Consider the following 21,442-nt stretch of genomic DNA (forward strand, 5'->3'; position numbering starts at 1 on the left):
ACTTTTCAAACAAACTTATTTTTATTAACCCGAAGAAACAGGAGGAAGTCCGCTTCCATCCAGGCGGGTCGCTGGCAGCCGTAACCAGCATCTTTGCGGCCTCCGGTCGGTCCTTTCCAACTGACATGGATAAATCGATATTTTTCCATGTCAGATTCCAATAAAAACCTGCATGAAATTCGGTTTTTACCTCCCTGCGGCCGGAAAGATCCTGCTAACGCCCCTGCATCGCCAGCGAACCGAAATCGTGACGGCCTGGAACTTCTGCCGGTGTTTAACCGGAACTTGATCGGAGCTAACTATAAATGATTCCAAAAAGTATTTAGTATCATACCTTGCCGCCCATCAAATTTGGTTATCTGAAACTTTTTAGCCTTTATTGTCCCTCATACCCAATCAATTCATCAAACTTGGAGAAATTATCGAACCATTCCTGTGCATTGGAAGAATCAAAAACAGTAGTTTTAATTTCATAATAGGAATCGAGAGTCTCCCCCTGGAAATATCTCTGAATCAAGTCCAGCTGCTGCTCCGCGTAAAAGCAGGGAGACTCAACCGCGATATAGAGTTCATCATCAAGAATACTCTGTAAGTCTTCCTTTACGCCGTCAACAACGACGACATAGATATCTTTATTCGGAGTGTAGCCCATGTTCTTGATGGCGGCGACCGCCCCGATCGCGCAGTTATGTGTCATACAAACAATGACATTAACACCCTTTTCTGTCTCCGGTCCGCCGCTGCTCATAATATAATTCTCCACAATGGACTGTGCATCTGCCGCCTTGTTATAGGCCGTCTGTGTTCCGATCGTAACGATGGAATCATTGGCAAAATCCACTTCATTGTAGCCGTTTAAACGGTCAGTAGCGCTCTGCATACCCGGCGTACCAAATACAACGACACAGTACGCAGTCTGCCCATTCAGTTTCTCGTCTACGATACGGAGTACCGCATTTCCCGCATTTTCTCCCTGTAATTTCATATCTGACTGGAGTAACGTGACATAGTCTTCGCCGGCAGTATAAACATCGGAATTCAGAGCATTTCCCATAACAAATACGGGTATCCCGGCAGCTCTGCAGTCCGCAAGTGCACTGTCATATCCTTCTGACTGGCAGGGATCGAGAATAATCACATCACATTTCTGTTCGATCAGGCTTTCCACATCTGCAATCTGCTGTTCCACACTGTTGTTGCAGACCGCATAGGAAACTGTACATCCCGCTCCCTCAAATGTATAGACCAGGTAATCCAACTGACGAATTGCCGACGCGCTGGCATATGCATAAAAAGAAATGCCTACTTTCAGCTCTGACAATTCCTTGGTCTCAAAACCCTTCTCCGTTTCCGCAGCTGTGGTGTCTTTTGCTCCAGTTTTGGCTTCCGTTGTCTTAACGGCTGTTTCGGACGCCTTCGTTTCCGTTTTTCCACTTTTTCCGGCCGGTGACGATCCGCATCCGGCAAGAAGTGTAATCATTAAACAAAGGAACAAAACGCAGGATATCATCTTCTTCATTTTATTTTTCTCCTTTTCCTTTTAATTGGGCTTATTTGTCTCCTTCAGGATATTTTGTTTGCCAGTTTTTCATAAAAAGAGATTACCTGGCGGGCTTTCTCAACCACTGGCACATCCAGAAAATGCCCTTCTACAAAAATATCCGCAATCTGGCCGGCAGCCAGCGCAGCATTGTATCCTTCAACCAATCGGCAGGAAAGTTCATATTCCTCTCTGGTCGGTGCATAGACACGGTTAATGACAGGGACGTGCGGCAGCATTGAAACAGAACGTCCCGTAAATCCCATTTCCTTGTCCTTACGAGTATCCTTTTCAATAAAATCATCCAAAGAAACTCCCGGAGGTGCGATCACCGTCGTGTCAAATACCTGTACGCCTGCGGCTTTTGCAGCAAGGACCATTTTTTGTTTTACATACAAAAGCTGAACCGTGTCAGGATCCAGGCTTCGGTCAATGCCCATGGCGCTGGTCAGGTCTCCCGCTCCAAGGCCGATCCCGGTGACCCGTTTGGTGCAGACAGCCATTTCATAGCAATTGAGGATTCCCAGTGGAGATTCCAACGTTAATATGAGTTCAATACTGTTTTTCGGAAGCCCCTGTTCCCTCTCAGTCTCGGCAAGTCTCCGGTCAATATAAAGCACATACTCTGTTGTTTCACATTTCGGCAGTCTGACCGCATCCGGAGCCAGCGGAAAGATCGCTTCCATGTCCTCTTTTCCCCATTCACTGTCAGGATGATTGATTCTCACGATCCGTTCCTTCCCCCGAAAATCAACATTTTTCAAAGCATTGACAGCGCCTTTTCTCGCCTCCTCCTTCTGAGTCGGAGGGACCAGATCTTCCAGCTCCAAAACAATGCAGTCTGCTTCGCTCCGCAGCGCCTCCTGCAGCCGGTCCGGCTGGTTTCCGTTTACCCAGAGCAATGTCCTTCTCAGTTTCAAAATACACACCCCTTTCCTTTCTTCCGATGCCCAGACCATGCTTCGAACATGACAGGGTATTTTCTCTATTAATAGTATAATTCCAACAAAAAAGGAAAGTAAAACATCAATTAATTGTGAGAATATAACAAAAGGTTGTGATGCTTTTAAAAATCTCATTTTTGAATGGCTCCAGAAATACTCGAATAGATGTTTTCAATAGAACAAAAAAAGACCGCTGTGCAAAACAGCGATCTTTTCAGGCAAAAAGATTTTAAGAAATACTATTAATCGATGGTCGGAAAAACATTTGGTTTCTCGGCGGCGTCAGCCGGCAGTAAATATATATGATTCGATACGACCTCCTGCAGCAGTTCCATAAAATGCTGCTGATAAATGGGAAGCTGCTGGTTCTTTCTGTACATAATCGTGATCGTATTACATTCCTCCATTCCGCTGAGAGGAAAAATATTAATGGGATTGTTAGGCCAGCGCCGGTTGTAGTCCCTGACCTGCGGAAGCAAAAACTGCAGGCAAAAGCACCCCAGGACATCACACAAATTAATATTTAATTCATTGCTCCCTGTAAGAACCATAAACGATAAGTTGATATTCCTTTGTGTCAGATACCGTGTTACATATTGATTGATATGCGTCGACGTCGGATTAAAGCAAAACGGGATATGCTCAAACTCATGGAGATCCACCCCTCCCCGAAACCGATATTTACAGCTTGGAAATGTGTCAGGAAAATACCGTTTCAAAATGTTATCCGTCATACAGAGATAGATGCTCTCTTTTGCCAGTTCTATGGTTTCTATTTCTGGCGAAGGCTCCGGAGATACTCCCAGCGCGATATCCATTTTCCCTTTTATGATTTCATCTCGAAAAAAAGAAGTATTTCCCATATCTACGATGACTTTAATCTTAGAATACATCTGGCGAAACGAGGCCAAGAGCGGGGGCACAATGTCAAAGGATCTTCCGTAGGAAATTCCAAAACAAAGCTGACCCTGAAGTCCGCTTTGTACGCTGTCCAGTTCCGCGGAAAGAGTGTTGGCCAATTGGCGCATCTGTTTTGCCCTTTTATATAAGATTTCTCCCGCCGGGGTCAGACGAAATTCCGGCTTGCGCTGAAACAGCTGCACACCATACCGGTCTTCCAGTGTTTTGATATATTTGCTCAGAGCCTGCTGCGATATGTATGCGCGCTGTGCGGCCCTTGTAATATTCAGCTCCTCCGCCACAAGAAGAAAATAGTCAAATTCGCGCGGCAGCATTGAATTATTCATAATAACAACCTCTGGATTGCAGATGACTGACATGCGACCAGGAAACACCTATAATTATATACAGAAAATTGCTGCAGTGCAAGCTGCAGGCTGCAAATTCTTACTACCATATTTATCCATCAATAAAGTTCTGTACGGCGATGTCTTAGGTATACATACAAATGCTCCCCACAGTGTAGTCTCGAAGTTTAATTCGAGTGTCTACTCCATGGGGAGCATATCAATGTAATTCATAAGCTAAACCTTTGTATATCATCCATTATACTATCGTACTACTGTTACTCCTACAGTGATGGTATTTCCTGACAGATTTTCCGCATAGGCACGGTAGTACCCGCTCTCGTTGATCGCAAAAGTATGATTATATGCTCCTGTACCGGACACCCCCCGAAGATAACCGTACGGCTGATCGAGACCGATGCCTGTCTTCGCGCTCATCGGATCTGGAGTAACAGATATTGTAACGCTGCTTCCTTTTGAAGCGTAAAACTGTCCGGTCTCTTTCAAAGTCTTTGGCGACAGAGTCCAGCTAAAAGTGTTGCTGGTTCGCGCACCCATGTTCTCATCTGACCTTATGATGGTAACATCATCGCCTGGAAGCCGCTCAAACTCTTCCAGTTGCTGCTGTGGCTGCAGCGGCTCTGTAATCCTCTTTTCCGTCGCATCATATACCTCATCATATATACTTTCTATACCTCTGCCTGCAGCCATCGCGGTAACAGACGACATCAAAATAAAAATTGCTGTCAAAAGAATATTAAACCGTTTTTTTGCCAGCTTCGATTTATATCTTCCCATTCTATCAATTCTTTCTCTTACATCCTCAAGGTCACTCTGCAATCTCATCCCAGAGCAAAAATCCACTTTACCTCTAGAACAATTATTGATCACTGTATTAAAATATTTCTTTCGGCTCCATCTTTTCTCGCCTTCAAAGCAAATATGTACGTCGCACAAGGCATCTCCCCACCGGTCGACTTCCGAAAACAGATATCTCGTCAGAGGATTAAACCATTCTACTCGAACAATCCATCCACAAAGCTTTTTCAGAAGCAAATCCCTCTGTTTATAATGCCAGAGTTCATGCTCAAGAATCATTTCAAGCTCTTCTTCCCGATACACCTTGTCTGGCAAAAGAATCACGCTTCTCCAAAAGCCGCCAATTACAGGCACCTCTTGTTCCTCAGACAAATATACCGGAATCCTTCTCCTAATCCGAAGCCTTTCCTCAACTTTGTATTCTATCCTTTCAATTTTGTTTCCGGCTTCTTTGCTTCTCTTTTTTATACCGTTCAGAATTCTCCAATTCCTAATATAATTACTAATTTCGCAAAAAAATCCAATGCACCAAACAACAGAAAAAATTCTGGATGACCAAACGAAAAATGGAGTTCTCCGGAATAATATTCCATCCATGGATTCAGAAAACAAGCCAGTCACCCATGCCATATAAAAAAATGCGACCGGTACAAGAAAAAAAATAATCGTGACTATCAAACAGATACGAACTTCCCTCACACGTCCCTGTCTGTCAAGTATTACACTCATCAATTTCCAAATCCCAAATATAGCCGTTCCAGTCACAGATGTCATCAAGATCATTAAGCATACGCTAATCAAGTTCATCCAGATAACTCCTAAGCTCTTCCTTCTCTTCTTTCGTCAATTTGTTCCCAAGCGCCATCATCGCGTATCCCGTGGCACTTTTGTTCCAGAATTTTGCCCAATGTCTTGCCTGCTGTTTCACATACTCCTCTTTCCCGACTAGAGGAATATAGGTCCTGTCGTCATTTTCGTTTCTTTCAATCTTGACATATCCTTTTTGCTCCAAATGCCCAATCTGCACGTAAACAACCTGGCTGGTGGTTTTTTCTTCCCTCCATTCATCAAGCTTTTTCCGGATGCTTTTTGTTGACGCTAAATTCCCTTCTTCTGTAATTTCCCAGACCGCTTTCATAAGTTCCTGCTCGCTTGCCGTAAGACTTTTTCTCTTCATCTCGTATCACCTATTTTCAATCATTCATATTTACTTTTTCTCTTAGTATATCAGCACGTCTTCAAAAAATTAACCCTTTGAATTCAGTAATTTCCTACAGTTCTTTTACTATGTATAAATCTTTTCTCCTTATCCCGACATAAGAAACCGCCGTACAAACTCCAATTAAAAAGGCTAAACAAGTATACATATACCTTGGAGACGGATAGCTTCCATAACCGCTCCAGTTATACATGGCTAAGTTCATCCAGGCAGGAGGTGCCAAATAGAAGGAAACCTCATACTGTACCAACTTCGTAAGAAGCAGAGGCGATAATGCTATAATTGCTCCCATGACCGCCCCGCTCCCGTTTTTAACAAGAAGGTTCATTACATAACTCAGAACGCCAATAAACACACTGTTTAACCAGACTGCCAGCAAAGTCAATCCTACCGCTTGTAATGGAGAAAAGTTTGATATGATGCTATATTCCAATTGGTTCAAAGAAACTGACGAAGCAGCATTGGTTTGTGCAAGAGTCCCCAAAACCTTTCCCCACCCAGTCATAAACTCAACTTTAGGCATTAACAAAATTACTGAAAAAAGAAACAATCCCACTGCGTAGAATAAGGACTGCATCCAGATATACAGCATATTTCCCCAAAACCAGTTTTTTCGCCCACAGCGAATTATTTGAGAATAAACACCTTCACTTAAAAAAGGAGCATCGCAAAAAATCAAAATAGCACCTAATGTGATAAAAATCTGCCCGCTGAGCTCGGTGGTAATAAACGGAAATATCCAAGGTGAAACAGGAACGTTTACTCTTGCAGAGAAAACTTTAATTTTTTCAATAAAATCAAAAATCAGGAATCCAAACCATAAAAAAGCAATGTAAAGGCGCGGTTTAAAGACAGTCCTTTTCAGGCTTCCTTGGCATACATGCAGTACTTTTTTCAAACTATCCATGGCTCCTCTTTCCTTCTACCCATTTTTCAAATATAAGACCGGCAGCTGCAATGAGACAGATGAAATATAACATCACATATAGCATGACCAAATAGATATTATTTGTTATAACCGCAAAATATCCCCCATGTGTCAGCATATAATACCATCGAAAAATTCCTGGAAGTTTGAACGTAGTACCAATAAACATACAGCCATAATATAACATAACCGGAATGCTGAGCAGAACAAAAGAATTATCAATTTTAGCGGAAGCCATAAGAGTGACGCTCGCCATAAAAGCATATCCTATCGCTTCTGTTGAAAACGTGCATAAAAAATATTGAAAAGGATGATTTCCAATGAGAAGGCTCTCATATGGCGTCAGCCCATTTTGCTGTGAATATTGTATAAGTTGTTCTAATTCTTCAGGCCTAATCATCGGAAACCGTATTTTCAACAAAAAATATAACAAAAGATATCCCAGAAAAACTGTCAGAAAAGCGCTGAGCGCTGTAATTAACATACTAGACCAGCAATAAGAATATCTGCCTCCCCGGCTTAATATCCCATATTCATAATGATTTCCCACATCTTCCGTATAGTTTAAACCATAAGGCAAAACAACCACTACCGACATAGCAATAAAAAAAGCCCCTATTCCGTGACGGCTCTGTATAAGATAGTAAATGGATGAACCAGGAAGCGCCTGTATTTCTCCAATAATGCTAAGCAGAGAAATACCTGTCACGCACAAAACAGACAAATAAAACCTCTTAGACTGAAATAATCGTTTAAAATGCATTTTTAACATACTTAGAAACATCTGTCCCCTTTCTGTCTCAGTCGCTTCAGGAAAAAAGTCACATAGTTAAATCTGATTTAAAATCTTGCCATGATCAATTTCTACAACAGTATCACAAAGGGCAGAAATATCTTCTCTATTATGGCTGGCGAGTAATATAGTTTTCCCGTTCGTTTTCAATTCCATAAATAGTTTTCTCATGTCATCTACCCCCTGGTTATCCAGTCCATTCATCGGCTCGTCCAAAATCAGTAAATCTGGATCCTCCATAATAGCCTGTGCTATACCAAGTCTCTGTCTCATTCCCATAGAATATTTGCCAACATGTTTCCTGCTCTTAGGATCCAATCCTACTTTTTCCATAATACGATAGATATCCTCTTTTTTTATTCGATTGCGGATACAGGCAAGAAAGCTCAGATTCTGATATCCTGAATAACTAGATAAAAACCCCGGAGTCTCAATAATAATACCAGCATTAGGAGGAGACTCTATTTCCTTACCAATTTGTTTACCATTCACTAAAATGGTACCTTCACTGGTTTTTAAAAAGCCACAAATACATTTAAAGAGGACCGTTTTCCCACTTCCATTACGCCCAATTATACCATGAATCTTACCCTTTTCGAAATTTAAAGAGACTTGATCCAACGCCTTATACTCTTTAAATTTTTTGGTTACAGACTGAACCTCAATCATCTGGTTTTCCATCATAAAAGCACCTTATCATTATCGACAACTATTCCTTTCCATATTTGCTCAATTTAGTATTAATAATTAACCTCTTCTCCAGTTACTGCATCAATGTAAAAATAACGATCTCCATCGCTTTGTTTATAAGTAACCCTCCAGGTAGGAATAAAGTCATATTCCCATTCTTTATTGGAAATTGGATAAGGAAAATAAATCAGCTTCATTTGTGTGATGGTTATATCATTAGTTAAGATAAGCTCATATTTCTTTTTCAAAGTATTTACGATATCTTCTGGCTGGGCCAGTTTCATTTTTTCTCTTTCCGTTACAGCAAAATTTCCCAAACAAGAAATACTCTCAATTCCGTTCACCGTGTATCCAACCCTGACTTCCCCAGTCCTTGTTCCATTTCCATCTTGTCCGGCATAATTGTCTATTAACATGGGCAGACCATTAATATACTGTTCAAATGTTAAATAATAACAATCGTCCTCAGCAGACCAAGTCCAGTTTTGATCTCCCGGATCTTTCAGCTCCTCTCCACCGTCTCTTTTATTTATTTCTTCCTGTTCCTCCATTTTTCGATAATCTATGGAATAGGAATTTATAGGTTTGATTTCAAGTCCTATATCATTCTGCAAATATTCGGAAACCTTCCTCACCACCGCATCCCTTGATTCAAAGGCTAAATCTCCCGACAAATCTTCTTTCACCTCAATATCACTCGATGATGTAAAAATAAGCGGTAGATTAGCCTCACACTTCATCCAATGCTCCGTATGAAAGTTAAGTTCTAACCCAATCATGGCACTTCCACTCATTTCTTTTTTCGTAAGCGGCAGCGAAAATTTGCCCTCAAAGGAAACTTGTGAATCCACACCCAAATCACTGTAATCAAGAAACTCCCATTTGTTCTTTTCTATTTCTGGAAATAATCGGAAAGCAACTTCTTTCCCATTGAAGTGGATATCTTTAACATGGCATTTCTCTACTGTTTCTCTAATTGTATCAGGTATGACGACTTCAGCATCCATAGAAACGCCCTCTGAGATTTCCAAGCAGATTCGCTCATTATCCCATGATAATTTTTCAGTTCCTATTTCATTTCCATTCGTTTTCGGAGATTGTCTGAACTGAGAATCGGAACTTGATTCCACTTGTTCAGAATCAGCTCTTCCGCACGCGCTCAAGCATAAAACCGTTATTGCAATCATAAACATTGCTTTTCTTCTTTTCACTCTCGTCCACCTGTTCCTATCCATCCTATTAAATATTCAATTCATACAACAATAAAATCAAGCAGGGGACGGCCTTTTCACTACAGACCGGCCCCTACTTCACTCAATACTACGGACACCACTTTACTGCTTGGACTCTTTCATCCCATCCAAAAGACAGTCCATCCACTTCAGCTCGAAGCCATTGCCATAATAAATAGGACTGACATTCCGGTTTCTACAAGTTTCGCTAGCTTAGTGACATTATTATATCAAATTTTTTACAATAGTACAATAATATTTATATAACTTTTATTATATTGTACTGTTATGCGCTTTATAAAAACACATTTTTATTATCATTTTTTACAAATTGTTCTTTATTATTTTTGAAATCCAATGGAAGTCTTTTTCATCTTAAAATGATTCCAGTATTTTCTACCAGCTTCCCCACGTGCAAGACAGAGAGCCGGAAGTTTTATAAAACACTTCGGTAACCAAATCGATCCGCATACTGGCAACTGCGGACCGCAGTATCCGCCCAATATTTCATGACAATCCTGCTGCTTTTACTGTGCCAAAGTAATTCGTCTGACAAAAACAATATAAAAAGTTCGGACCATCCTAAGAGCAGCAGCCGGTGTTCACCTGATGGATAAGGCAGTAAACAAAAGTAAGGTATACATACAAATGCTCCCCACAGTGTAGTCTCGAAGTTTAATTCGAGTGTCTACTCCATGGGGAGCATATCAATGTTTTCTGGCAGAAAATTTAAAATTTTATCCTAGTACAGCTTTGCACCCGCCGGAATATGATCGTCAGCAATCAAAAGGTTCAGCCTTTCTTCCCCATCCTCCGTATGGATTGCAGAAAGAAGCATTCCGCAGGATTCAAATCCCATCATGGGCCTCGGCGGCAGGTTGGTAATCGCGATCAGCGTCTTTCCGACCAGTTCTTCCGGCTCATAGTAGGTATGGATTCCACTTAAAATCGTACGGTTTTCACCGGTTCCATCATCCAGAGTGAACTTTAAAAGCTTTTTAGACTTCTTCACAGGCTCACATTCCAGCACCTTCACAGCCCGGAAATCAGATTTGCTGAATGTCTCAAAATCGACTTCATCCTTAAACAAAGGCTCAATTTCCACCTTGGAAAAATCTATGACTTCTTTTGCAGTTTCCGCGGCTTCCCCGGCTGCCTTTTCCTCCGTCTTCACAGCCTTCTTCGTATCGGATCCCCCAAGGCTTTTCATCGTGGGGAACAGCAGCACATCCCGGATGGCCGGGCTGTTCGTCAGAAGCATCACCAGACGATCAATCCCATAGCCGATTCCGCCTGTGGGCGGCATTCCAATCTCCAATGCGTTCAGGAAATCCTCATCCATGCTGTTAGCTTCCTCATCTCCCTGGGCCAGCAGCTCCTCCTGAGCTTTAAACCGCTCTCTCTGGTCAATGGGGTCATTTAGCTCAGAATAGGCATTCGCCATCTCACGTCCCGTAATAAACAGCTCAAAACGCTCCACATGGTCCGGCTTGTCCGGCTTTCTCTTTGTGAGCGGGGAAATCTCCACCGGATGGTCAATGATAAAGGTAGGCTGCCTCAGGTGCTCCTCCACATAGGTTTCAAAGAAAAGGCTCAATATATCACCCTTCTTATGTCTGGCTTCATATTCGATATGGTGCTTGTCCGCCATGGCCTTTGCCGCTTCCGTATCCGGTATCTCATCAAAATCAACTCCCGAATACTGCTTAACCGCATCCACCATTGTGAGCCTCGCAAAAGGCTTTCCCAGGTCGATCTGCTCGTCGCCATATGTCACCATGGTGTCTCCGAGGACCTCCTTTGCCACATGACGGTACATGTTCTCCGTCAGATCCATCATACCGTGATAATCTGTGTATGCCTGGTAAAGCTCCATCAATGTGAATTCTGGATTATGCCTGGTATCTACACCCTCGTTCCGGAATACACGGCCAATCTCATATACGCGCTCCATACCGCCCACGATCAGGCGCTTCAGATAAAGCTCCAAAGAAATCCTGAGCTTCACATCCTCATCCAGCGCATTATAATGTGTTTCAAAGGGACGGGCCGCAGCGCCTCCCGCATTGGATACGAGGATTGGAGTTTCTACCTCCATGAATCCCTGTCCGTCCAGATAATCCCGGATGGATTTGATGATCCTGGAACGCAGTACAAATGTCTTTCTTACATCCGGGTTTACAATCAAATCCACGTACCTCTGACGGTAGCGGATATCCGTGTTGGTCAAACCGTGGAATTTCTCAGGCAAAATCTGCAGACTCTTGGACAGGAGGGTGATCTCAGACGCATGAATGGAGATTTCTTCCGTCTTCGTCTTGAATACGGTGCCCTTGATTCCGACGATATCGCCGATATCATACTTTTTAAACTCCTTATATGCTTCTTCTCCCACACTGTCTCTTGCCACATATGCCTGGATTGTTCCGGGCAGATCCTGGATATGGCAAAAAGAGGCTTTTCCCATCACACGCTTAGACATCATCCTGCCTGCGATGGATACCTCTTTTCCTTCCAGCTGGCTATATCCGGCCTTTATCTCTTCACTGTGATGCGTTACATCATATTTTGTGATCTGAAAAGGGTCCTTCCCCTCTTCCTGAAGCCCCGCCAGCTTTTCGCGGCGCACTTTCAGAAGCTGATTTATATCCTGTTCCTGGATTCTGTTCTGCTCTGCCAATTTTTTTCCCTCTTTTGCTGTTATTCTAAGAAACGCGTTTGATATCAAGGACTTTGTATTCGATTTCTCCCGCCTGAGTCTCCACCACTACAGTCTCTCCCACGCGTTTACCAATCAGAGCCTTTCCCACCGGCGACTCGTTGGATATTTTATTCTGAAGGCTGTTCGCTTCCGTGGATCCCACAATCCGGAAATCCATTTCTTCCTCGTACTCCACGTCATATACCTTTACTTCGCAGCCAACGCTGATCTTATCCAGCTCCACCTCATCTTCGACGACTACTTCTGCGTTTTTAAGAAGCTTTTCCAGCTCCTCGATCCGCAGTTCGATATCCCTCTGCTCGTCCTTTGCCGCATCATATTCCGCATTTTCAGACAGGTCACCCTGTTCTCTTGCCTCTTTGATCTTTTGTGCGACCTCTTTCCGCTTTACCAGCTTCAGTTCCGCCAGCTCATCTTCGTACCTCTTTAAGCCGGCATAAGTAAGAATGTTCTTTTTTGTGTCTGCCATACTGCTATCTTTCCCTTCCTAGATCCTTTTTCTATTTTTCCGCCCGGCACTTCCCCTGTACATTCTGCTTCATACAAAGGCGCCGGATACCGTTAAAAACTCCCGGCTCCAGCCGGCACGTTATATTATATGACATCCGCGCCAATACATGCGGTCCTGCGCGTTTTTACATTCAAGGTATTATATCCCAAAGCTACCGCATTGTCAACATTTCTGGAGCTTTGAAGACGGTTTTTCCACAAATATCACAGTTCCAGGCGCTCCTTCACAAGTGCCTCCAGCTCTGCGAGTGTCTCCACATGATTCACAGCCTCCCTCAAAGATGCGGAATGAGGACAGCCTGCCGTATACCACGCAACATGCTTCCTCATCTCCCGGATTCCCATGCTCTCTCCTTTGAATTCAGCCTGCATCCTGGAATGCCTGAGGATCATGTCCCGTATCTCCAGACCATCCGGCCTTTCCCGTTTATTCCCAGTCAGAAGATACTCTTTTATTTCCCGGAAAATCCATGGGTTCCCTCTGGCCCCTCTGGCGACCATGACTCCGTCGCAGCCCGTCTGTTCCATCATGGAAGCGGCGTCTAAGGCTGTAAAGATATCTCCGTTCCCGATGACGGGGATTGATACAGCTTCTTTTACCTTTCGGATGATCTCCCAGTCCGCTTTTCCAGAATAATACTGCTCCCTCGTCCTCCCATGAACTGCAACAGCAGCCACTCCGGCATCCTCAGCGATCTTCGCAATCTCCACGGCGTTGACAGAATCCTCTGTAAACCCTTTTCTGATTTTAACAGTCACCGGCTTTCTAACCGCTTTTACCATCGCCTTCAAGATCCGGCCGGCCAGTTCCGGCTCTTTCATCAGAGCCGAACCCTCGTGATTGTTCACCACCTTTGGGACCGGACATCCCATATTAAAATCAATGATGTCATACGGGCCAGGCTCCAAAAGAGCGGCAATCTCCCCTAAAAGCTCCGGCTCCGATCCAAAGAGCTGCAGGGAGACCGGGCGCTCCTCATCGTGCACGGAAAGAAGCATGGTGCTGTTCTTGTTTTTATAATGGACTGCTTTGGCACTGACCATCTCCGTGCATACCAGTCCGCATCCCTGTTCCTTGCAGAGCGCACGAAATGGCAGGTCTGTCACGCCTGCCATCGGCGCCAGCACTATCGGAGCGTCCAATTCTACGCCGCCGATCGCCAGCTTTTTTTTCTGATCCATCTTTGCTCCTGTCTCAACAAATACTCTTTTTCAGTTCAAATAAAAGGTCTTGTAAAACAGCTCCAAAGACTCTAAAAGCTCGCCTTTTTCCCTTTGGATCTGCTTGATCTTCAGCACGCTGCCAATCTCATCAAAAAGATAATCAGTCTCTTCATTCTCCACCCGTAATTCCAGGTTCCCTTCCCCGTCATACTCCAGAGTCAGGATACCTCCCACATCCTCCACATAGAGTACGCAGAGAATCTTAAGCTCCTCCCGGATGTTTTCCGGCAGCATGGAAAATTCGTCATTAAAATAATATTTCTGTGTGTAGGAATTCGCCCCGCACAGCACTTTTTTCTCATCCATATCAAACATACCCATAGACGCCCCGAACAGAAACCTCACCAGAATCCACCGCTCTCAGATCCTTATCCCCGCCTCCTGTTTGTTGGATCAAAAGCCGTCCGATTCTGTCAATCCCTCTCGCGATACCCTGCCACTCTCCTTTGGGATCCAGCACGCACACTTCCTTTCCTCTGTTAAGAAGATGTGCTTCATACTCCTCCCTAAGAGAAGACAAGTCGGCATTCTCCAAAAACTTATCATAATATGCTTCAAAGGCTTTCCAGACCTCTGCGATCACCGCTGCCCGGCTGACCTTTTCCCCGAGCTCAAGATATAAAGAGGTCGCTTTTTCCCTGATATCCGGAGGAAATTCCTCTATGTTCGCATTAATCCCGATTCCCACTACCACATGGTTGATGTAATCCGGCTCCGCGCTCATTTCCGTCAGGATACCGCAAATCTTCTTTCCATTCACCACGATATCATTGGGCCACTTGATTCCTGCTTCCAAGCCGGTGACAAATCGCACGCCCTCTGCCACGGCCATAGCCGCGACCAACGTGAGCATCGACGCCTGGAAAGGCGGGAACTCCGGCTTCATGATCAGCGTCATCCAGATTCCGCTCTTTTCCGGTGAGGACCAGGAACGCCCTCTGCGCCCTTTTCCCGCCTCCTGGTTCTCCGCAACGACCAGAGTCCCATGAGACGCACCGGCCTCTGCCATGCGCTTTGCTTCGTTGTTAGTAGAATCTGTTCTTTCCAGAAATACGGTGGGATGTCCCGCCCAGGAAGTATGGAGACGCGAAGCCACTTCTCCCTCTGTGACCAGATCCGGCACTTCTAAAAGGCGGTAGCCTTTATTCTGCACCGCCTCAATAATATATCCTTCTTCCTTCAGCTGTCCGATGACCTTCCAGACAGCGGTGCGGGAGACGGAGAGCTCCCGGCAGATGTCCTGTCCGGATACATAGCCCTCCTGCTCCCGCAAAAGCTGCAATATTCTAGCTTTCAAATCCTTACCTCCAAAGACAGATGGCACTTACCACTGCAAATATCAGCAGGATGCCTGCTGCCGCACACAGGCATATACCAACTGCCTTCCGTTTTCCGCTCTTCTTTCCATATCCTCCTGCCAGCCGCGGTATAGCACACAAAATCTGGAAAACCGCCGCCAGCAGAAAAATAACAGGAAACATCTGTGCATATTCTTCCGGATTGAGGAACACGAACACTCCCAGTCCAATGACAGCAAGTCCTGATACCACGGACAATATATCAAAAATGGTCTGCTTTGTATATGGATTTTTTTTCGTCCTGTTCACATACATGGAACTCAGTCTCCCAAAGTCGCCACCATCACAGCCTTGATGGTATGCATACGATTCTCTGCTTCGTCAAATACCACGGATTTCTCCGATTCAAACACTTCCTCCGTCACTTCATTTCCTTTTACCGCAGGCAGGCAATGCATAAATACCGTGCTATCTTTTCCTGTGCGCTCCATCAGAGCCTTGTTGACCTGATAGGGCTTCAGAAGAGCCATTCGTTCCGCGGCTTTGTCCTCTTCACCCATGGAACACCACACGTCTGTATATATCACATCGGCATCCTTTACAGCCGCCACGTCGTCTGTGACTGTCAGAGTACTGCCGGCTTCTGCGGCATATCCCCTGCAAATCTCAACCAGCTCTTCCTCCGGCCACAGAGCCTTAGGAGCGATGATCGTACAGTTTACGCCCATTTTTCCGCACCCAACCATCAGGCTGTTGGACATATTGTTCCTGCCGTCACCGATAAATACAAAATTTAAGCCCTTCAGATGGCCGAAGCACTCCTGCATCGTCAAAAAATCCGCCAGGATCTGAGTAGGATGATAATCATCCGTCAGGCCGTTCCATACCACAACACCTGAATACTTTGCCAGTGCTTCCACGTTGGAATGCAGAAAACCGCGAAACTCGATTCCGTCAAACATCCGGCCGAGCACACGGGCCGTGTCTTCTACACTTTCCTTCTTTCCCAACTGGATATCGCCTTTTCCCAGGTATTCGGGAAATCCGCCCTCATCGTTGCAGGCAACGGTAAACGCACACCGGGTCCTGGTGGAAGGTTTTTCAAAAATCAGGGCTATGTTCTTCCCTTTCAGGCTGCTGCCTGTGATTCCCTGCTTTTTCTTCGCTTTCAAATCGGCGGCCAAGTCCAGGAAATTTTGAATCTCCTCCGGCGTAAAATCCTTTAGTGTCAGAAAGTTCCTTCCTTTCAGGCTGTCCATAATCTTCATCGTACCATCCTCCGCATATTATGTATTTTCTAATGCATCCGGCATATCTTCGGATGCAGAGAGTCCGGCAAGCCGGACTCTCTGTCGTTTCACAAAATGTCAATCCTTCACTACTTCCACAAGGCTCTTCAGGCCGCCGGCAATCCCCTGGATCTCTGAAGGGATGATGATCTTAGTTGCCTGGCCGTCCGCCGCCTTTGCAAAAGCTTCCAGACTTTTAAGCTGGAGCACTGCATTATCCGCGCCCGCATCCTTGATCAGACGGATACCGTCTGCGGTAGCCTCCTGTACTTTGATGATAGCCTGAGCCTGGCCTTCTGCTTCCCGGATCGTAGCTTCCTTTTTGGCCTCTGCTCTCAGAATCGCAGCCTGCTTTTCGGCCTCTGCATCCAGGATTGCCGACTCCTTCTTTCCTTCTGCGACCAAGATTGTAGACTTCTTTTCGCCTTCTGCCTGCAGAATCTTTTCACGGCGCTCGCGCTCGGCTTTCATCTGCTTCTCCATGGAATCCTGAATCTCCCTGGGAGGAATGATATTCTTAAGCTCCACACGGTTCACCTTGATTCCCCAGGGATCGGTTGCCACGTCCAGCTGCGTGCGCATCTTGGTATTGATGAGCTCTCTGGAAGTGAGCGTCTGGTCCAACTCCAGATCGCCGATAATATTACGCAGAGTAGTAGCGGTCAGATTCTCGATTGCCATAAGAGGATTCTCCACCCCATATGCGTAAAGCTTCGGATCTGTGATCTGGAAAAATACCACTGTATCTATCTGCATGGTTACGTTATCTTTGGTAATCACGGGCTGAGGCTTAAAATCAATGACCTGTTCCTTCAGGTTCACGCGTTTTGCAACCCGGTCTATAAACGGCGCTTTCAAATGGAGTCCTACAGACCAGGTGGTCTTATATCCGCCCAGCCGTTCCAGGACCACAGCTCTGGCCTGGGGCACGATCTTAATGCAGGACGAAAGAATCAATAAAATCAAAACCGCCAGTATGGCAACAGCTATCACTGCGCTCACATTAATGCTTCCCATCAAAAAATCCACACTCATATTCTCATATCCTCCGTTCCATCAGCTCTGCTTTCTCACAATCAGCTTCACTCCCCTGACTGCCTCTACCACTGCCATATCTCCCGGTTCCAGAATCTGGCTGTCATCCGAAGACCGCGCCGACCACGGCTGGCCTGACAGTACGGCTTCCCCCGTTCCTTCTTTGTTGTCGATTCGTTCGGTTACGCGGGCTTCCTTGCCAATCAGCCCTTCTACATTCGTCTTTATCGTTCCTTTGTTGATGTACCGCTTGGCAAACGGTCTGGTGACAAAAAGAAGTATCAGGGAAACTACAATAAATAGAATCGCCTGAATCTCCAGCCCAGCTCCCGCCACACACGCGATGAATGCCACCAGGGCACCGCCGGCGAACCAGATAGTCGTAAGCCCCATGGTAAGCGCTTCGATCACCAACAGGACAACAATGCCGATAAGCCAATATATCGCCGTCATATCATGCACCCCTTTCTTTTTAATTCCTTCCAGACGCCGTCCTGCGTCTTTTATCATTCTACCCCATTTTCCCATTTATTACAAGGCGGTGGGAGCAATTTCCTGTATAAGATAGGGCAAAAAGACCGGTGCAGAAGCACCGGCCTTTCTCAGTAACTGACTCTTTATTCCATTTTATCGTTTTACCCACACCTGTCTGTAGCGCACGCCCCAGCTTCCCGCGTGGGAATGCTCTGATACGAACAAGTCAATCTGATAAGGGTTGCTGTTGGCAAAGCCGCCTGTATCCTCGGCCACATAAACGCCGTCCAGTCCTTCAATCCTGACCTGGGTCCCATAAGGGATGATCCAGGGGGCTACGGCAATGGTACGCCCTTCCGAAGGTGATACTCCGGACGCGGTGGTCCCTGCCCATTTTCCATTGCAGCACGCACCGCCGCAGTACGCGGTAATCTTAAATTCACCCATCGCGACCCATCCGGAATCAGACTGAACCGGAGCCGCTGCTTCTTCCTTCTTGGATGCTGTTTTCTCGGCCGCCTTGGCTTCTTTTGCCGCTTCGGCTTCTGCTGCTGCCTTGGCTTCTGCTGCCGCCTTAGCCTCTGCTGCCGCTTTGGCTTCTTCTTCCGCCCGGATCTCTTCCATGGATTTAGCCTGGCCCAGATTGAACACGGTGGTCACATAGTCTGCACAGACATATCCTTCTTCACCGTCTCCGTAGAGGATCTTGACCCACTTAAGTTCAGGGGCTTCCTGCTGGAGAACAGCAATTTCATTGTCCTCATCTGCGGCATTCTGAGGCTGAATCCCTTCCGGCTGTCCAGCCGTCTCTGCCGTTTCAGGCTGCTCTTCTGCACCCGTATTTTCTGTATCTGCATTTTCTTCTGTAGCATTTACTTCTTCCGGCACTACCTGATAAGTCTCATTGGCGTTCACCACTCCAATCCAGGTAGAATCCACAGAAGCTCCTGCTCTGACGCGCACGCCCTCTTCCGTCACAGTGGCCAGCTGTTCCAGCGCCTCCTGTGCAAAGCTCTGCGCCGCTTCACCGGATACCACAAATTCATTGTGTACCCAGCCTTCTACACCGCCGGATGAGATTCTGGTCCATTCACCGTTGTTTTCCAGCACATCCCCGGCGCTTCCTTCATAAAGGCGTCCGACGATCTCGCTCTCTTCAGAAGGCTCCTGTCTGATATTCAGATAGGTGTCCACCGTAGTGACTACTTTGTTCTCCAGCTCCGGAGCTACGGTTGACGCCTCATCCCCGTTCTGCGCCGCTGCCGCCTGTGTACTCCCGGCGGCTGACTGTGTTCCGTCCGCTGAAGCTTCCTGCGGCCGGACTGCTGACTGCCCGAAATCTTTCACGGTCTGTTCACTCTGGACTGCTGTCTCATAATCAGCAGCACCGCTTTTCACAGATACGCCGGCGATTCTGACCACCGCCGTTTCCGGCGCAGTGTCAGGGGTGCCCTTCTCTGTACTCTTTATCGCTGTCTTTACAATTTCTCTAGTATGCTCTTCTTTTGAGGTGTTCCTGATATCTTGCTTCCCATTTCCGGAATCCTGGCTTACCTCTGCCGCTGCCACAGTCAAAGCTTCTTTCGCGGCCGTGCTGCCTCTGTCTCCGGGAGAAGTCAGAGTACAAAGCAATGCACCGATAACAAAGCATGAAACGATGCTTTTCTTCTTGGTTAACATTGTATACCTCCTTGTTTCCTGCTGCAGCAATCCGAACTCCATCTCCTCAATTATTAAGTCGATGTTCCAATTGTTACAACTTTGTTACACCGTCATGATATCACTGTCTTTCTGATTTGTCAACCATTTCCCACTTTGTACTCTTTTCGTGTCCATTCAGGGGTACCCTCTACCACTTTACTCCCATTTCCATTTAGTTCTTAATTTTCGACAAGAATTCCTTCATAAAAATGTAAAGAAATTATTACACTATCACCTATATGTAGAAAGCCGTATCGGCCTGCTCCACATCATATTGTGTTTGCAGGCCAATACGGCTCAGATGGATTAATTCGTGTTATTTCTCTATATTCCGACTGATTCTGCGCGCCTTTGGCGGGCCGTTTCATACATAAAAATAGATGCGGCGACTGCTGCATTCAATGATTCTACAGAACCTTTCATGGGAATTTTCACCAAAAAATCCGCGGCGGCAGATATACGATCACTGAGACCTGCTGCTTCATTCCCAATCAGAAACGCGGTGGGCTTTCGGAAATCCGCAGCCTCATAATTTATGCTGCCCCCAAGATGTGCTGCATAGGATGAAATTCCGTGCTCCCGGCAGCGCTCCAGAACGATCCCTAGATCTTCTGCTGTTACAAAGGGAACGCGGTATATGGAACCCATGGTAGAGCGGATCACTTTTGGATTATAAATGTCCACCGTCTCCTGGCTCATGATCACGCCGCTCACTCCCGCACCCTCCCCCGCGCGGAGGATGGTTCCAAGATTTCCCGGATCCTGGAGATTCTCCAGAACCAGAAGAAGAGCATCCTTTTTTGTATAAAATGCTTCCTCCTGCCAGTCCAAGGTTTTCACCACGGCCAGCACCCCCTGGGGAGTCTGTGTATCCGCCATCGCCCGGAACGCCTGATCGGACACCTCCGTGAAAGAAATTCCGGCCAGCTTTTCCAAACCGCCCTGTTTTAAGAAAAAATCCGATGCATAGACTGTCTCAAGACGTTCTTCAGGGGCCTCCAGCACCATCCGGATGCCCTCTACCACAAAACTGCTCTGCTCTTTCCGATACTTCGCTTTTTTCTGGAGCGCAGCCACATGCTTTATCTGTCCGTTGGAGCTGCTCTCTATCCTCATAGCAGTTCCCGTTCCAGATCTTTATTGCTTCCGATTATGATAAACGTTTCATGTCCCTGGATGATTCTGTCCGGATCCACAATAAGAACAATGTCCTCCATTTCACCCTTTCTTGCAATGATATTGATTCCCCGGTTCCGGAGGTCCAGTTGCCGGAGAGTCTTGCCGACCCAGCTCTCCGGCACCTCAATTTCCACCATACTGAACTTTTTGGACAGTTCAATGGTGTCAATAAAATTCCCGGACGCCAGATTCCGGCCTAAACGAATGCCCATGGCCTTTTCCGGAAAAATCACCTGATCGGCCCCCACCTTCTTGAGCACCGTGGCATGAATATCACTATTGGCCTTTGCAAGCACGTACGGCACGCCGCACTCCTTAGCGCCGATGGTCGCCATAATGCTGGATTCCATATCCTCGCCGATTCCAACTATGACTCCGTCCATATTCTGGACTCCCAGGGATTTTACCACCGCCTGATCGGCCACATTGGCACAAGCCGCATGGGTGACAAATTCCGAGATTTCCTGTACCCTTGCCTCATTGCGGTCAATCGCCATCACCTGACAGCCGTTCTCTTCCAAAGCTATGGCAATGCTGCTTCCAAATTCCCCAAGTCCAAAGACTGCGAACTCTTTTTTCGCCATGATTTACTCCTTTT

General features: G+C 46.0%; 21 protein-coding genes. All 21 read right to left on the reverse strand.

Annotated features, from left to right (window positions below):
* Window positions 1-376 precede the first annotated feature (376 nt).
* The 21 genes from LQE92_RS05990 to LQE92_RS06090 all read right to left on the reverse strand — a co-directional run bounded on the left by LQE92_RS05990 (window position 377) and on the right by LQE92_RS06090 (window position 21,428).
* Window positions 377-1,519, reverse strand: coding sequence for a substrate-binding domain-containing protein (locus tag LQE92_RS05990; RefSeq protein ID WP_231062093.1), 1,143 nt, complete (start codon window positions 1,517-1,519; stop codon window positions 377-379).
* 44 nt (window positions 1,520-1,563) lie between these two features.
* The gene (locus tag LQE92_RS05995; RefSeq protein ID WP_231062094.1) at window positions 1,564-2,460 is read right to left on the reverse strand and encodes an HpcH/HpaI aldolase/citrate lyase family protein; all 897 of its coding nucleotides are present in this window, start codon (window positions 2,458-2,460) and stop codon (window positions 1,564-1,566) included.
* Window positions 2,461-2,726: 266 nt separating this feature from the next.
* Entirely contained in the window at window positions 2,727-3,731 is a 1,005-nt protein-coding gene (locus LQE92_RS06000) for a LysR family transcriptional regulator (RefSeq protein WP_231062095.1), read from the reverse strand.
* Between the two features lie 264 nt (window positions 3,732-3,995).
* Window positions 3,996-5,357, reverse strand: a complete 1,362-nt coding sequence (locus tag LQE92_RS06005) for a M56 family metallopeptidase (RefSeq protein ID WP_331001251.1) — start codon at window positions 5,355-5,357, stop codon at window positions 3,996-3,998.
* Complete coding sequence (locus LQE92_RS06010; RefSeq protein WP_231062096.1) at window positions 5,344-5,727, reverse strand: BlaI/MecI/CopY family transcriptional regulator; 384 nt, start codon at window positions 5,725-5,727, stop codon at window positions 5,344-5,346. The genes LQE92_RS06005 and LQE92_RS06010 overlap by 14 nt, the downstream gene beginning before the upstream one ends.
* Window positions 5,728-5,821: 94 nt before the next feature.
* Window positions 5,822-6,676, reverse strand: coding sequence for a hypothetical protein (locus LQE92_RS06015; protein ID WP_231062097.1), 855 nt, complete (start codon window positions 6,674-6,676; stop codon window positions 5,822-5,824).
* Complete coding sequence (locus tag LQE92_RS06020) at window positions 6,669-7,469, reverse strand: hypothetical protein (protein WP_231062098.1); 801 nt, start codon at window positions 7,467-7,469, stop codon at window positions 6,669-6,671. Before LQE92_RS06020 ends, LQE92_RS06015 begins: the two co-directional genes overlap by 8 nt.
* Window positions 7,470-7,526: 57 nt before the next feature.
* On the reverse strand, window positions 7,527-8,171 hold the full coding sequence (locus tag LQE92_RS06025; RefSeq protein WP_231062232.1) for an ABC transporter ATP-binding protein: 645 nt from the start codon (window positions 8,169-8,171) through the stop codon (window positions 7,527-7,529).
* 59 nt (window positions 8,172-8,230) lie between these two features.
* The gene (locus LQE92_RS06030; protein ID WP_231062099.1) at window positions 8,231-9,391 is read right to left on the reverse strand and encodes a two-component system regulatory protein YycI; all 1,161 of its coding nucleotides are present in this window, start codon (window positions 9,389-9,391) and stop codon (window positions 8,231-8,233) included.
* A gap of 763 nt (window positions 9,392-10,154) precedes the next feature.
* Window positions 10,155-12,092, reverse strand: coding sequence for a lysine--tRNA ligase (gene lysS / locus LQE92_RS06035; RefSeq protein ID WP_231062100.1), 1,938 nt, complete (start codon window positions 12,090-12,092; stop codon window positions 10,155-10,157).
* A gap of 25 nt (window positions 12,093-12,117) precedes the next feature.
* Window positions 12,118-12,603, reverse strand: coding sequence for a transcription elongation factor GreA (gene greA, locus LQE92_RS06040; protein ID WP_147596229.1), 486 nt, complete (start codon window positions 12,601-12,603; stop codon window positions 12,118-12,120).
* Window positions 12,604-12,848: 245 nt separating this feature from the next.
* Window positions 12,849-13,826, reverse strand: coding sequence for a tRNA dihydrouridine synthase DusB (gene dusB, locus LQE92_RS06045; RefSeq protein ID WP_231062101.1), 978 nt, complete (start codon window positions 13,824-13,826; stop codon window positions 12,849-12,851).
* Window positions 13,827-13,856: 30 nt separating this feature from the next.
* On the reverse strand, window positions 13,857-14,174 hold the full coding sequence (locus tag LQE92_RS06050; protein WP_231062102.1) for a DUF6145 family protein: 318 nt from the start codon (window positions 14,172-14,174) through the stop codon (window positions 13,857-13,859).
* 1 nt (window position 14,175) lies between these two features.
* The gene (locus LQE92_RS06055; protein ID WP_231062103.1) at window positions 14,176-15,165 is read right to left on the reverse strand and encodes a biotin--[acetyl-CoA-carboxylase] ligase; all 990 of its coding nucleotides are present in this window, start codon (window positions 15,163-15,165) and stop codon (window positions 14,176-14,178) included.
* A 4-nt stretch (window positions 15,166-15,169) separates the two neighbouring features.
* Window positions 15,170-15,481 (reverse strand): DUF6637 family protein, encoded by a 312-nt coding sequence (locus LQE92_RS06060; protein WP_231062104.1) that lies wholly within the window; start codon window positions 15,479-15,481, stop codon window positions 15,170-15,172.
* 5 nt (window positions 15,482-15,486) lie between these two features.
* Complete coding sequence (argF, locus tag LQE92_RS06065; RefSeq protein WP_334301393.1) at window positions 15,487-16,434, reverse strand: ornithine carbamoyltransferase; 948 nt, start codon at window positions 16,432-16,434, stop codon at window positions 15,487-15,489.
* 99 nt (window positions 16,435-16,533) lie between these two features.
* Complete coding sequence (locus LQE92_RS06070; protein WP_147596376.1) at window positions 16,534-17,472, reverse strand: SPFH domain-containing protein; 939 nt, start codon at window positions 17,470-17,472, stop codon at window positions 16,534-16,536.
* A 39-nt stretch (window positions 17,473-17,511) separates the two neighbouring features.
* Entirely contained in the window at window positions 17,512-18,000 is a 489-nt protein-coding gene (locus tag LQE92_RS06075; protein ID WP_331001253.1) for an NfeD family protein, read from the reverse strand.
* Window positions 18,001-18,117: 117 nt separating this feature from the next.
* A complete protein-coding gene (locus LQE92_RS06080) occupies window positions 18,118-19,644 on the reverse strand; it encodes an SH3 domain-containing protein (protein WP_231062106.1) in 1,527 nt (508 codons plus the stop codon).
* Window positions 19,645-19,989: 345 nt separating this feature from the next.
* Complete coding sequence (locus tag LQE92_RS06085; protein ID WP_231062107.1) at window positions 19,990-20,781, reverse strand: TrmH family RNA methyltransferase; 792 nt, start codon at window positions 20,779-20,781, stop codon at window positions 19,990-19,992.
* A complete protein-coding gene (locus LQE92_RS06090) occupies window positions 20,778-21,428 on the reverse strand; it encodes a potassium channel family protein (RefSeq protein ID WP_231062108.1) in 651 nt (216 codons plus the stop codon). The genes LQE92_RS06085 and LQE92_RS06090 overlap by 4 nt, the downstream gene beginning before the upstream one ends.
* Window positions 21,429-21,442 lie beyond the last annotated feature (14 nt).

The sequence above is a fragment of the Lientehia hominis genome (assembly GCF_021044755.1).
GTDB lineage: Bacteria > Bacillota > Clostridia > Lachnospirales > Lachnospiraceae > Lientehia > Lientehia hominis.

What these genes read in the sequence shown, in the direction of transcription:
- LQE92_RS05990 (WP_231062093.1), bottom strand. Translation starts at nt 1,519, where the DNA reads ATGAAGAAGATGATATCCTGCGTTTTGTTCCTTTGTTTAATGATTACA.
- LQE92_RS06000 (WP_231062095.1), bottom strand. Translation starts at nt 3,731, where the DNA reads ATGAATAATTCAATGCTGCCGCGCGAATTTGACTATTTTCTTCTTGTG.
- LQE92_RS06005 (WP_331001251.1), bottom strand. Translation starts at nt 5,357, where the DNA reads ATGAACTTGATTAGCGTATGCTTAATGATCTTGATGACATCTGTGACT.
- LQE92_RS06010 (WP_231062096.1), bottom strand. Translation starts at nt 5,727, where the DNA reads ATGAAGAGAAAAAGTCTTACGGCAAGCGAGCAGGAACTTATGAAAGCG.
- LQE92_RS06015 (WP_231062097.1), bottom strand. Translation starts at nt 6,676, where the DNA reads ATGGATAGTTTGAAAAAAGTACTGCATGTATGCCAAGGAAGCCTGAAA.
- LQE92_RS06020 (WP_231062098.1), bottom strand. Translation starts at nt 7,469, where the DNA reads ATGTTAAAAATGCATTTTAAACGATTATTTCAGTCTAAGAGGTTTTAT.
- LQE92_RS06025 (WP_231062232.1), bottom strand. Translation starts at nt 8,171, where the DNA reads ATGGAAAACCAGATGATTGAGGTTCAGTCTGTAACCAAAAAATTTAAA.
- greA (WP_147596229.1), bottom strand. Translation starts at nt 12,603, where the DNA reads ATGGCAGACACAAAAAAGAACATTCTTACTTATGCCGGCTTAAAGAGG.
- dusB (WP_231062101.1), bottom strand. Translation starts at nt 13,826, where the DNA reads ATGGATCAGAAAAAAAAGCTGGCGATCGGCGGCGTAGAATTGGACGCT.
- LQE92_RS06050 (WP_231062102.1), bottom strand. Translation starts at nt 14,174, where the DNA reads ATGGATGAGAAAAAAGTGCTGTGCGGGGCGAATTCCTACACACAGAAA.
- LQE92_RS06060 (WP_231062104.1), bottom strand. Translation starts at nt 15,481, where the DNA reads ATGTATGTGAACAGGACGAAAAAAAATCCATATACAAAGCAGACCATT.
- argF (WP_334301393.1), bottom strand. Translation starts at nt 16,434, where the DNA reads ATGAAGATTATGGACAGCCTGAAAGGAAGGAACTTTCTGACACTAAAG.
- LQE92_RS06070 (WP_147596376.1), bottom strand. Translation starts at nt 17,472, where the DNA reads ATGGGAAGCATTAATGTGAGCGCAGTGATAGCTGTTGCCATACTGGCG.
- LQE92_RS06075 (WP_331001253.1), bottom strand. Translation starts at nt 18,000, where the DNA reads ATGATAAAAGACGCAGGACGGCGTCTGGAAGGAATTAAAAAGAAAGGG.
- LQE92_RS06080 (WP_231062106.1), bottom strand. Translation starts at nt 19,644, where the DNA reads ATGTTAACCAAGAAGAAAAGCATCGTTTCATGCTTTGTTATCGGTGCA.
- LQE92_RS06085 (WP_231062107.1), bottom strand. Translation starts at nt 20,781, where the DNA reads ATGAGGATAGAGAGCAGCTCCAACGGACAGATAAAGCATGTGGCTGCG.
- LQE92_RS06090 (WP_231062108.1), bottom strand. Translation starts at nt 21,428, where the DNA reads ATGGCGAAAAAAGAGTTCGCAGTCTTTGGACTTGGGGAATTTGGAAGC.